Annotated in this window: 13 protein-coding genes; 1 reads left to right on the forward strand and 12 read right to left on the reverse strand. The window is 31.7% G+C overall.

Annotated features, from left to right (window positions below; all coding sequences use genetic code 11):
- Nucleotides 1–68: 68 nt before the first annotated feature.
- Both M0Q17_RS00820 and cysK read right to left on the reverse strand, forming a co-directional pair.
- Complete coding sequence (locus tag M0Q17_RS00820) at nucleotides 69–668, reverse strand: aminotransferase class IV family protein (RefSeq protein ID WP_295082286.1); 600 nt, start codon at nucleotides 666–668, stop codon at nucleotides 69–71.
- Nucleotides 661–1,584, reverse strand: a complete 924-nt coding sequence (gene cysK / locus M0Q17_RS00825; RefSeq protein WP_295082288.1) for a cysteine synthase A — start codon at nucleotides 1,582–1,584, stop codon at nucleotides 661–663. Before cysK ends, M0Q17_RS00820 begins: the two co-directional genes overlap by 8 nt.
- 66 nt (nucleotides 1,585–1,650) lie before the next feature.
- On the opposite strand from cysK, the gene M0Q17_RS00830 reads away from it, so the two are divergent.
- Complete coding sequence (locus tag M0Q17_RS00830) at nucleotides 1,651–2,010, forward strand: cupin domain-containing protein (protein WP_295082289.1); 360 nt, start codon at nucleotides 1,651–1,653, stop codon at nucleotides 2,008–2,010.
- Nucleotides 2,011–2,043: 33 nt separating this feature from the next.
- Here M0Q17_RS00830 and M0Q17_RS00835 read toward each other — a convergent pair whose 3' ends face one another.
- From M0Q17_RS00835 to M0Q17_RS00880, 10 genes are read right to left on the reverse strand one after another with little or no spacing between them, the layout of a single operon-like run.
- The gene (locus M0Q17_RS00835) at nucleotides 2,044–3,807 is read right to left on the reverse strand and encodes a nucleoside-diphosphate sugar epimerase/dehydratase (RefSeq protein ID WP_295082290.1); all 1,764 of its coding nucleotides are present in this window, start codon (nucleotides 3,805–3,807) and stop codon (nucleotides 2,044–2,046) included.
- On the reverse strand, nucleotides 3,807–4,769 hold the full coding sequence (locus tag M0Q17_RS00840; protein ID WP_295082292.1) for a glycosyltransferase family 4 protein: 963 nt from the start codon (nucleotides 4,767–4,769) through the stop codon (nucleotides 3,807–3,809). The genes M0Q17_RS00835 and M0Q17_RS00840 overlap by 1 nt, the downstream gene beginning before the upstream one ends.
- On the reverse strand, nucleotides 4,770–5,621 hold the full coding sequence (locus tag M0Q17_RS00845; protein ID WP_295082294.1) for an NAD-dependent epimerase/dehydratase family protein: 852 nt from the start codon (nucleotides 5,619–5,621) through the stop codon (nucleotides 4,770–4,772). It lies immediately after the preceding gene.
- The gene (locus tag M0Q17_RS00850; RefSeq protein ID WP_295082295.1) at nucleotides 5,618–6,838 is read right to left on the reverse strand and encodes a glycosyltransferase family 4 protein; all 1,221 of its coding nucleotides are present in this window, start codon (nucleotides 6,836–6,838) and stop codon (nucleotides 5,618–5,620) included. The genes M0Q17_RS00845 and M0Q17_RS00850 overlap by 4 nt, the downstream gene beginning before the upstream one ends.
- Nucleotides 6,838–7,902 (reverse strand): UDP-N-acetylglucosamine 2-epimerase (non-hydrolyzing), encoded by a 1,065-nt coding sequence (gene wecB, locus M0Q17_RS00855; RefSeq protein ID WP_295082298.1) that lies wholly within the window; start codon nucleotides 7,900–7,902, stop codon nucleotides 6,838–6,840. Before wecB ends, M0Q17_RS00850 begins: the two co-directional genes overlap by 1 nt.
- Complete coding sequence (locus tag M0Q17_RS00860; protein WP_295082300.1) at nucleotides 7,899–9,026, reverse strand: DegT/DnrJ/EryC1/StrS family aminotransferase; 1,128 nt, start codon at nucleotides 9,024–9,026, stop codon at nucleotides 7,899–7,901. Before M0Q17_RS00860 ends, wecB begins: the two co-directional genes overlap by 4 nt.
- Nucleotides 9,019–10,059 (reverse strand): glycosyltransferase, encoded by a 1,041-nt coding sequence (locus M0Q17_RS00865; protein WP_295082303.1) that lies wholly within the window; start codon nucleotides 10,057–10,059, stop codon nucleotides 9,019–9,021. The genes M0Q17_RS00860 and M0Q17_RS00865 overlap by 8 nt, the downstream gene beginning before the upstream one ends.
- Nucleotides 10,056–10,736, reverse strand: coding sequence for a class I SAM-dependent methyltransferase (locus M0Q17_RS00870; protein WP_295082306.1), 681 nt, complete (start codon nucleotides 10,734–10,736; stop codon nucleotides 10,056–10,058). Before M0Q17_RS00870 ends, M0Q17_RS00865 begins: the two co-directional genes overlap by 4 nt.
- Nucleotides 10,733–11,941: a hypothetical protein gene (locus M0Q17_RS00875; RefSeq protein WP_295082309.1), complete on the reverse strand. Its 1,209-nt coding sequence runs from the start codon at nucleotides 11,939–11,941 to the stop codon at nucleotides 10,733–10,735. Before M0Q17_RS00875 ends, M0Q17_RS00870 begins: the two co-directional genes overlap by 4 nt.
- 29 nt (nucleotides 11,942–11,970) lie before the next feature.
- Entirely contained in the window at nucleotides 11,971–12,648 is a 678-nt protein-coding gene (locus tag M0Q17_RS00880) for a class I SAM-dependent methyltransferase (RefSeq protein WP_295082310.1), read from the reverse strand.
- Nucleotides 12,649–12,655 lie beyond the last annotated feature (7 nt).

Genomic DNA, 12,655 nt, shown 5'->3' on the forward strand with positions numbered 1-12,655 from the left:
AAGAACTATTAGGTTCTCTATATTTTTTTGCATTATTTCTGCAAAATCGCTGCTCTGTATTAAGCTCTCTAGCAAAAAATCTCCTTTATGTTTTTTGTAATTATATCAAAATCTACCATCGCATTCATAAGAGCAACTTTAGAAAAATATTTCAGATCATCCACATAGATACTCTCTTGAAATATTTTTCCCTCTCGCAAAAGTCTCTCCCTCGTTGTACCTCTTAAAAGCGGAAATGCGGGAGTAATCCATCTTCTTGAGTCAAAAAAAGCTATATTTGCTATAGTAGTATCTGTTATAAGAGAATTCTTTACTATTAAAACATCATCGCATCCACCCCTTAGCTTGTACAACGCATCAAGCTCATCTCTGCATAGAGACTTTAGCGAGTAGTCTATATTGTCATCATAAACAAGTTTTAATGAGCTTGTCTCTCTCTTTTTATATGGATGATATGTTACGTGTAAAGCGTGTGGTTCCTTGGACAAATCATATATGAGACGGCATCTATACGTTCCGGTTTTGGGAGGTTTTATAAACTCTTTTAGATTTTTGGTATCTGCAATATTGAACTTTTTTAAAACACTCTCATATCTCTGTTGATGATAAGAGATGTTAAAAACCTCTCCCTCAACAGCTCTTATGGTTTCTAAAAATATACTATTCATCAAAAAGTTCTGTGCTTAGATACCTCTCTCCAGTATCACAAAGGATTGTTAAAAGTGTTTTGCCTTTAAACTCTGCTCTTGAAGCAATCTGCATTGTTGCAAATACATTTGCCCCTGCAGATATACCGACTAGCAGACCCTCTTCTCTTGCCAACATCTTCGCCGTTTCTATTGCATCTTCATTGCTTACTCTTATAACTTCGCCATATATGGTCGTGTCCAATATCTCAGGAATAAATCCTGCGCCTATTCCCTGAATAGCATGCGGACCTGCTTGTCCTCCCGATAAAACTGCAGAGCTTGACGGCTCAACTGCAAATATTGCGATATTTGCTATCTCCTCTTTTAGCACCTTTGATACTCCGCTTAGTGTTCCTCCTGTTCCTACTGCTGCCACGAATGCGTCAAGTTTTTTATCAGTATCACGCAGTATCTCTCTTGCTGTTGTTAGCTCATGAATCTCTGGATTTGAAGGGTTATTAAACTGCTGCAATACTATTGAGTTTAAAATCTCTTTTTGAAGTTCATCAGCTTTTTGTATCGCACCGCTCATCCCTAAAGCAGCAGGAGTTAAGACAAGCTCGGCTCCCAGCGCTTTTAAGAGCTTTCTTCTTTCTATACTCATGGACTCGGGCATGGTTAAAATAAGCCTTAGATTAAGTGCTGCACAATTTGCGGCAAGCGCGATTCCGGTATTGCCGCTTGTAGGCTCAATTACTGTTGTGCCCTTGGTTATATCTCCAGCTTCTTGTGCACGTCTAATCATGTTAAAACCGATTCTGTCTTTTACAGAGCTTGTCGGGTTCATAAATTCGCACTTTGCTATGATATTGGCACCCGTAAGCGCTGAAGCTTTATTTAATATAACTAAAGGAGTATTTCCTATTAGCTCTGTTATATTTTTTGCGATTTTCATAAATTTTACCCACCTAAATCAAACACAATTTATGATATGCTACCAAAAATATTATTATAGAGGGCTATGATGTACCTACACAAACAGATTGATTCAATCAAAGCAACTGAACAAAAAGCAGGAAAAGGAGTGTCGATGAAGATGCTTTTATCTGCTGAGGAATCTCCAAATTTTGCAATGCGCAACTTTATCATAGATGCTGGCGGATATATGCCTCTTCATACAAACAGTGTTGAACATGAGCAGTATGTACTCTCTGGTTGTGCTATTGTACAGGTTGGGGAGAAGACTTTTGAAGCAAATGCAGGCGATATTTTACTTATCCCCGCAGGAATCTCTCACAGCTATAAAACTCTTGGAGAAAATCCATACAGTTTTTTATGCCTTGTTCCTAAGGGTGAAGATTGTATTACCATTATTGATTAAAACACCAATTAAATACTTCTATCTTTAGTTTATCTAATGAGTAAACTCAGGCACCATCTCTTTTAATTTTTTGAGCTTATCATTCGTAGCGATAAGCTCAAAGATGTCTTCGTTGAGCTTGACTATGTCGTACTGCGTTTTTCCCGCAACCGTTATAGACTCATAATCTGTTTTTGCATCACTATCGCTTATAAGAAGTTCTTCATAAAGCTTCTCGCCTGCTCTTAAGCCGCTAAACTCTATCTCTATATCATCTCTTTCGCTTAGCTCTATCATCTTTTTAGCTAAATCTACTATCTTGATGGGTTCTCCCATGTCTAAAATAAAAATCTCGCCGCCTTTTCCTATACTCGCTGCTTGAAGTACAAGCTCACATGCTTCAGGGATAAGCATAAAATATCTTGTGATATCTGGGTGAGTTACCGTTATAGGTCCACCATGCTCTATTTGCGATTTAAATTTTGGGATGACGCTCCCGCTGCTTCCAAGAACATTGCCAAATCTTACAGATACTATTTCGGTACTTTTCCCTGTGTCGATAGCTTCTTTAGAAACTACGTTTTCTAAAGAAACTACGTTTTGAGCATAAAGTTCACAGATGCGTTTTGTAGCGCCCATGACATTGGTAGGACGTACCGCTTTGTCGGTTGAGATAAAGACAAACTTCTCAACGCCATGCTCAATAGCGCAATCAATTGTATTTTTGGTTCCTATAATATTGTTTATAATGGCTTCTGTAATATTTTCCTCTACTAAAGGCACATGCTTATATGCCGCTGCATGCACAACGATATCAGGTTTATATTTTGCAAATGTCTTATTTAGCAGCTCTTTATTTACAACCGATTGCATAGCGTGAACTGGGTTATACTTAACAAGTTCTTCACTAATAGCATAAAGGTTATATTCACTATGGTCTAGAAGTATAAGTTGCTTAGCTCCATAAAAAGCACATTGACGACTTATCTCACTTCCGATGCTTCCTCCGGCACCGGTAATGAGCACTTTTTTACCGTTTATGAAGTTTTTAATGCTCTGTTTATCCAAATCTTTGGGGTGGCGTGCAAGCAGATCTTCTACCGATATATTTTTAAGCAGCTGCGAATAATTCTCCTCCATAAGAACATTTTCAACATGCGGCAATATTTTGATTTGCTTAAAATATGGGTTTAGCCTCTCATGTATCTCTTTTATCCTTTGACTTGATGCACTAGGAATAGCGATAACTAAAAGATCATATTTACTCTCTTTGCTTAGAGCGCTTTTTAGATAATCTTTAGATACGACTCTTACTCCGTCTATGCTTCTGTCTTGGATAACCCTGTCATCATCGACAAAATATTTAACTCTGTACTCAGAGCCTCTAAACTCAGCCTCAAGCTTATTACCCGCCTTCCCCGCTCCATAAATAACTAACGACTTCGTTTTTATAACTCCGGTTCTGTTTATATAGTGATAGTATGCGTACATAATAAAGTTGATAGCAACCAGATAGGTAAAAAACTCACTAAGCATTACCGCAAGTCTTACTTCGCCGTAAAACAGAGGGGCGTACACAAGCAAAGGGACAAAAGCAACAATAGTTTTAATCAAAAATGTTTTTTGCGTAGCTTTGGACCAAGAGAGTGAATAATCCTCAAAAATAAACCTTGAAGAAATTATCCTAAAAATAATAACCGTGCCGACTAAAACCCAGTCAAAGTCAATATGAAATATAAAAAATGTCCACCAAAATGTACTGATGCTTAGACATATAATCATAAGAAAATTGAGTATTCGTTTATCGACATTAAACATTATGCAAACCTTTTTTTTCCATCCACGTATCTCATTACAGAGTATAAAATCATGCAGGCAACCGTAAATGCGATAAAAATATTATCTATAAAATAAATAACTAAGAATAATACTATATTTACCATTATAGAAGCAACGACTACTCTCTCGTGCGAAAGACCACTTTGAGTCAGCCTTTGGTAAGCGTGCTTTTTATGTGCTTGACTTAACTTCTCCCCATTTTTATATCTTCTAAAGAGTGTCAAGGTGGCATCAAACCAAAAAAGGGCAAAAAGTATAATCCATATCCAAAGATTTTGGCTTGCTTCATTTGCATAATGTATAGTAAAAATTGCAACCGTATATCCCAAAAGCGTACTTCCAACATCACCCATAAATATCTTTGCTCTATGCCAATTCCAAATCAAAAAACCTAAAACTGAAACAGCCAAAACTACAAAATGCCCTCCGCCAAACAATACAAATCCTGCAAGTGCCAAAAATAGAGCTTCACTCCCTGCATATCCATCGATGCCATCTAAAAAATTATAAAGATTTATAAACCAGACTATCATTAAAAATGCAAAAAGATTGGTTAATATCTGATTTTCTATAGCAAAAAAACCAAAATTAACACTCTCCAAACCACCCATAGCAACTAATCCGCAAACTGCAACCAGAGCCTGTATTAAGATTCTAAACTTTGGTAAAAGATCAAAAATATCATCAAAAAAACTTACCATAGAGATGATAACCCCAACCAAAAGAGCATAAAAAAGTGAACTCTCTATCTGCTCAATAGAGTATAAATAAGTAAGCCCGGCAAACCAACTGATGGCTATAGCTATTCCACCACCATGCGGAGTCGGAACCGTATGACTGCTTCTTTCGTTTACATCTGCAAGAAGAGATTTTTTGATGGCATAATCCTTTATAAGATATGTAAGGATAAAAGAGATGAGAAATAAAACTATATATATCATCTATTTTTCTCCATGTATCATAAATCTTATATCATCTTCTGCACTATAAGGATTTTTAAGATTTAATTTCTGTTTTGTAAGAGTATTATCCACTTCTAAACTTCCGTAAAGCCTTTTGTGAAACGATGGTTTGAGTAATTTTAAAAGAGTTTCAAAAAATGGTATTTTTATAAGATATACTTTTTTATCTAAACCTTTAGCTATTAATTCTATGAGCCTTGTCGTACTTAAGGGTTTATCATCACTTGCCAAGAATATCCCTGATTTGTTCTGTTTTATAACTTCATCTATTAAATGACAAAGGTTGCCTATATATATAAAACTTCGTCTATTGTTTATTTTATCTAAAGGTATTATAGGTACTTTTTTTACAAGTTTTACTAAAGTGTCTATATTTCCAGGGGCATCTTTACCATAAACCATCGGCGGTCTTATAATGCTTACTATAAAGTCTTCATCATTCAAGGTCAATAGTTGTTTTTCTGCTTCAAGTTTACTTTTACCATAATGACTAACTGGATTGCACACTCTATTTTCAAAAAGTAGCTTATTTTCATCTCCATAAACTGCAATACTGCTTATAAATACAAACTGTTTTACTCCATTTTGTTTTGCTAGTTTTGCTAGTCTTACTGGGTATTCAACATTTATTTTATAATACTCTTCATAAGAGTGTTCTATTTTTTGATGTACAAGTGCGGCACAGTGTAAAACTGCATCTATGCTCTTTAAATCTATATTTTTTAGTTTTTTAGTTGTTAGTGAAAATCTTTCAAATATATATTTATCTTTATATTGATTTATAAAACTACCGCCAATGTATCCACTACTACCTGTTATTAAAGCTTTCACTTATTTATAACCTTTATCAAAAGATTTGCTAAGTATTTATAATCATGGTTTTTAATAACATATTTTCTGGCATTTTCTCCCATCTGATTTCTCTCTTTTTCTGACATAGAGTATAACTTCATAACTCCATCTGCAATTGCCTGAGGATTTTGAGCTTCTATATTAAATCCTGCATTAATCTCAGAAATTGGCTTAAAATTACCAGAATTTATAGCATATAAAATTGGCTTTGCACAATACATATAATCAAATAGTTTATTTGGGGAAACACCATATTTAAACAAAGGATCATTTTTCAAGCCAATATAACAAACATCAAAATGTCTTAAAATTGATTGAACTTGATTTTTTTTGACAGCATCAACAAAGTATATATTTTTACACTCTTTTGCTAAATCTATTAATTTTTCTTTTTCCCTACCGTCTCCAACAAGGACAAACGCAATAGAGTCATTTTCTTTTAATATTTTAGCAGCCGCGACAAAACTATCTAAAGCGTTTGCTATGCCAAAAGTGCCCGCATATCCGATAATAAATTTATTTTGTGGTAACTGTTTTATTGTTTTTTCATCTAACTCTTCTACCTGATCTAGTTCATCTATCGATATCCCATTGGGAATATAATTAAATTTATCTTCCCTTAAACCTCTTGTCTTCATATGTTCATAAGCATTTGCAAGCACGGTAACAACTGCTTGCGAATTTCTATATGCAAAATCTTCCAGCCATTGAAGATGTTTTATAAAAGGATTTTTAGGAGAATATCCACCTAATTCAATAGCAGATAAAGGCCAAATATCCCTTACTTCAAAAATTAACTTTGAGTTATACTTATTTGCTAAATATTTACCAGATACTATTGGATGCAAAGGTAAAGATGAAACTAAAATACAATCAGGTTTTTCTAACTTTAAAAATGGAATAAAAAAAAGTTTGAATGCAAACAAAAACCAATTTCTAATCCTCCCTACACTTTTTGAAGCTTTATATTTTGGCATTTTTACCCAAATAAAATCTACTCCATCTATGTTTTCTTCTGTAAATGTGTTTTTTACCTCTAAATGTTGTTTTAATGTATAATGAGAAAAAGAACTTGTAAATATAGTAACTTTATGTCCTAGTTTTACAAGCTCTTTTGCTATATAGTAATGCCTAAAAGTCATACCATGATATGGAGTTCCTGCATATTCGTTTATAATCCATATATTTTTTTTCATTAATAACTTATCAATTCTTTAATTATATTTTCGCTAGCTGTTCCACCACCATATAAGTCTAATTCTGAATTTTTAATATTAAATTTTAAATTATTTTTATACGCTGATAGTATCTTCTCTTTATCTGCACCCACTAAAATATTTGCACCACATTCCACTAGCTCCACCCATTCAGTTTCATCTCTTAGAGTGATACACTGTTTTTGGAAAAAATATGCTTCTTTTTGAAGTCCTCCACTATCTGTCATGACTAAACTACAATTGTCTATGAGCCATACCATCTCTAGGTAGCCAACTGGCTCTATTAATGTTAAATTTTGAGTGTTTAATTTTAAATCTTTAACTATTTTTTTTGTTCTAGGATGAAGTGGCAAAATTATTTGTCTCTCTTTTGCTATTTCACTCAGAGCTTCAAAGATGTTTTTTACTCTTGTTTCATCGTCTGTATTCTCGGCTCTATGAATAGTGCAAAGTATAAAATCATCTTTTATATCGCATGATGGTTTAACTGCAAGATTTCTATAAAAAATCGCTCCATCTTGCATAACATCACCACTTTTTACTATCTTACATGTAAAGCGTTCAAACCCTTCATTTTTAAGATTTTGCACTGCTGCATCTGTTGGACAAAAAAGTATTGTGCTTACTCTATCTGTAAGTATTCTATTAACTTCCTCTGGCATTCTCATGTTAAAAGATCTCAAGCCTGCTTCTACATGAGCTAGTTTTATATGAAGTTTACTTGCTACTATCGCACCTGCTAGTGTTGAGTTTGTATCGCCATAAACCATAATCCAATCTGGCTTAACTTCAAGTGCAACTTCCTCTATCTTCTCTATCATCTGCCCAGTCATAGCACCGTGAGATTTCCCACCAATGCCTAAAAAATAATCAGGTTTAGGTATCTGCATCTCCTCAAAGAAAATGTCACTCATATTAGCATCATAATGCTGTCCTGTATGAACTATGATTTCTTCTATCTCTTTGTGTTTAGCTATTGCACGGCTAACACTACCTGCTTTTATAAACTGCGGTCTTGCACCTAATATAGTTAGTATTTTCATTTTGCATGTCTTAATACATTTTCTATTATATATTCAACATCTTCATCAGATAAATCTGGATAAATTGGAAGGGACAAGGATTGTTCAAAAACTTTATTTGCTACAGGATAATTTTCATTAATATAATCATACTTTTCTTTATAATATGTATGTTTATGTATTGGTGTGAAATGTACAGAGGTATCGATTCCGTTCTCTTTTAATATTGAGTATAATTCATCTCTATTATTAACTTTTATTACATAAAGGTGATATGAAGTTGTTCTATCATCTTTAATTTTCAATCTATCTATCCTGCCATTAAAGGCATTATCATATTTACCTGAAATAGCTTTACGTTTATCATTCATGTCGTGTAGTTTTTTTAATTGAACAATGCCCAATGCCGCATTTAAGTCTGTAGAGTTATATTTATTCCCATTATCGATAACATCATATCTCCAATTACCGCCTCCACTATATCTATCCCAAACATCTCTGCTTATTCCATGAAGACGATTAATCATAATATTTTTTGAGTAATCATAATTATTTGTAGTAGCCATTCCACCTTCACCGGTAGAGAGTGTTTTAGTTGCATAAAAACTAAAGCATGTTATATCGGTACCCTCTAAATTGCCAATCAAATTACCTTTATATGTACTAGGTAATGCATGAGCTGCATCTTCTATAATTTTTAGATTGTATTTACTCGCTATTGTATAAATTTCATCCATATCACAAGGCTGTCCACCAAAATGTACTGGAATAATTGCTTTTGTCTTACTCGTAATTAATTCTTCTATTTTAGATATATCGATATTATGTGTAGCTTCTTCAATATCGCATAAAACAGGAACGGCATTAAAATAAGTAACAACTTCAGCAGTAGCTACAAATGTATTTGTCGGTACTATAACTTCATCGCCTTGATTCAACCCAATTGCTTTAAGTGACAAATGCAGAGCTGCCGTAGCACTGCTTAGCATAACTGATTTTCTAGAACCAATATACTCATTAAATTTGTTTTCAAATTCAATAACTTTTGGTCCCATTGTTAACCAACCAGAGCTTACAGCACTTGATACTGCATCTAACTCTTCTTGAGTTGTATGTGTTTTATGAAACAATATTTTCTTACTCATTTAAAGATTCCTCTATCTTTTTGTTTAATTCTTTTATAGATTTTTTAAATAGTCCCTTATTGTTTAAAATTTCTCTGTTTATGGATACAGCATTAAATGAAAATGATACATTATCCAATAATATATCATTTTTAAAAAAGATGCCATTAATATTATTTATTATCCATTCTCTGTTAGAAGCAATGTTTGATACAATAGGTATGCAGCCAAAATTCATCGCTTCAAGCAAGGAAACAGATGTTGCATCTGATGTTGGGATAGAGATATAATATTTTGATTTTTTGTAATACTCATCTTGCTCTTTAGTATTTAAAAAACCAACGAACTCAACTCTATCTATAATTCCTAGTTCTAAAGATAAGTTTTTTAGATTTTCTCTTTGTATTCCATTATTAGCGATTACCAAGCTATAAATATCACTCTGTTTAGAAAACCAATTTAATATTTCTGCTACATTATAATTGTCATTTAAAGCTCTATTGGAAAAAATAAGATTATCTTTTTCATACTCTTGTGTGTCTATTTTATCTAATCCAAAAGAAAAGGTAGATATCTCTTTATCTTTTACAATCTTTTTAATTGTATCACTCATGGAGTAAGAGTCTGATGTAATTAAATTAGCTTTGTTGAGTGAATATTTAGCAATAAGATAACGTAACTTATTTCTAAATGGTTCAACTAAAATATCACTTCCCCAGGCAGACTGAAGTAAAAAAATCTCAGGTTTACACATTTTAATTAAAGATGCTAAAAAGCCGTAACTTGAAATAAAATGTGCATTGATAACATCAGGCTCTACTCTAGTAACAATATTTTTTAGTTCAAAAAATTTTAGAAGCAATTTATAATTGCCACCTTTTGAATTTACCTTATTATTTAGTACAAACAATTTACTTTTATCAATATAGTTCAAAACTTCTTTTGAATAACCGTTTAAAGATATTAAATAAACATCGAAATGCTTAGCTTGTTCTTTCAACCACTTTAGAGTATGAGGGCTGCTAGCATCAGCAAATAAGATATACTTAGTCATTTACTGATTATCACAAAATGATAATTTGCATTAAATAGTTTCAATTTTTCTAATATTGGAATAAACTCCTGTAGGTTTAATTTACATAATCCTTTTGCAATTTTACTATGCAAATAAACTTTTTTATACTCTACAATTTTATAATTATTGGCAAGCTCTTTTATTTTTTTCATAGATATAGCGCGATAATTTTTACTTAAAAAAGTTTCTTTTTCATCAAAAAAATCATATATTATTAACATGCCATTTTCTTCAAGTTCTTCTAATGCTTTTGAAACAATTTGATATCTACTTGTATTATCTGTTATTGATGTTAAAACAGCCATGATAGTTATTAAATCAAATTTAAATTGAAAATTTACATCTAAGTAATTTTGATTTAGAGCATGAATATTTGGCAATCTCGTTTTTAATTGTATAAATCTATCTTCTAAATATTCTACTGCTGATATATTTTCTGCTGAAGCACCAAGCAAAATTAAATTCAAGATAAAAGAACCGCTACCAGCTCCTATATCTAATATTTTTTGTCTATGAAGTTTTTTTTCATCCAAAATTTTTGTTAATACGTATAACTGTTTACTAGCTAAAAAAAATGGATAACATTTAAACAGTGACCAAGCATTATTTTCTCTACTACTATAGAACTGTTCCATACGCTTTAAGTCATTATTCAAATTAGCTCCTCAATTAAAAGCTCTAGTCTTTTGGCTTGCTTTGAGCGATGATGTTGCTTTATAACATCTAAGTTAAAATCACATGCTAAACCTTGTTTCCAGTTGTTGTATGCCTTTAAAATAATTTTTTCTATCTGTTGTATATCATCATTATCAGAGATATAACCTGCATTTGCCTTTTCTATCAACTTTGCAGCCACGTCACTTTTATCAACTAGAGCAATAATTGGTTTTAGTGTAGCTAAATATTCAAATAATTTTCCAGTATATACACCTTTTCTTGACGTTGTTGGATGTATTAAAAGCAAACAATCACTATTGTTCATATAGCTTATAGCCTCTGTATGCAATATTTTATCATAAATGTTAATAAATTCTTTCAAATTATCTTGAATATAAAATGGCTTTACAACACCAACAAAATTTATTTTAATTGTTGTAATTAACCCTTTTTCTACTAGCTTTGATAATGCTAGTAAAAAATTTCTTGGATTTCTTACTCCATAAAAACTTCCTATATAACTAATAGTAAATATTTTATTATTTGATTTTAAATTTTTGATTTCAAAATCGTATCCATTTCTTATCTCAACAAATTTGATGGTATCGCTGTTAGAGAGTTTTTTAAAATCGTCAACTATAGGTTTAGAAACAGATGTTAAAGCATCACAATATTTAAATATTTCTTTTTCTAAATTAACTAACTTTGCTTGTTCTTTTTGAGGTAAAAATGGATTTAAACTCATCTCATCCCGCATATCAGCTATCCATTTAATATCTGGGTATCTTTTCTTTAACTCTAATGCAACATTATGAGTTACACTGGGTGCATATGTTGAAAGAACTAAATCATATTTTTTGCTTTTCATAAGTTCAAATACTTTAGATACCGCCTTATTTTTCCAGCCGTCATATTCATCAAAAATAGTTCTTAAAATCTTGTTGCAAATCAATTTAGTTATATGAACTATTTTATTTGTCCTTTTTTCAAATTTAAATGCTCTAATATAAGACTTATCCTCTAAACGATGAATCTGTATATTTTCATTTTTTTCAAATTCTTTTGAATTATTTTCCAGCAATGTAACTACGTCAATATTGAACTTGTCTTTATTTAAATATTTTGTAAAAGAAGCTATTCTATTACTTGCAATAGATTGTATCGGTGGATAGAATATTGAAATTATTAATATTTTTTTTTTCATGCTACTTTCTTTTTAAAATTTTAGCGGGATTACAACATTTGTTCCATTTTTTTTTCTAAAACATAATAATTATGATAGGGATTTGTATCGAAAGAACCTTTTTCTACAATACTAAAATACTTGTATATTATAGATTCTATATTTTTTCTTTGGGTTTTTATATCATAATCTATTTCCCAAAAATGTTCGCTTGACAATATTTTATTTGCTTTGAGTTTCAGCATTATTTGTTTTGAAAACATCTCAAGTTTTGGTAATCTAATTAGAAAACCAAATCCAAAAAACTTCTTAAATTCAGGCAGTGTTATTACGACATACTTATTTGTCACTTTACTAATCTCTTTTAAACTATCTTCAAACATATCAAAAGGCAAATGCTCCAATATCTCACATGCCACTACAATGTCAACTTTATGATTTACTATATGGCTTAATTCTAAAATATTACCCTCTATGTCTGGCAGTAAGTTTTTATTAATATCATATGTTAAAAAGTCAAATTCTGCTTTTTTAAAAAAATCCGACACAAACCCATTGCCTTTACCTATTTCTAATATTTTTGGCTTAGTACATTTTTGAGCATATTTATATATTAAATAAATTTGTTCACTCAGTGAGAACAACTGACTCTTTGTAAAATAAGAGTTACTAAAATACACCGCCCTTGGCAATTCTTTTTCTCTTTCAAATCCTCTAATATTTAGCATTTTATAT

This window comes from Sulfurimonas sp. (assembly GCF_023229105.1).
In the GTDB taxonomy this organism is placed as follows: Bacteria; Campylobacterota; Campylobacteria; order Campylobacterales; family Sulfurimonadaceae; genus Sulfurimonas.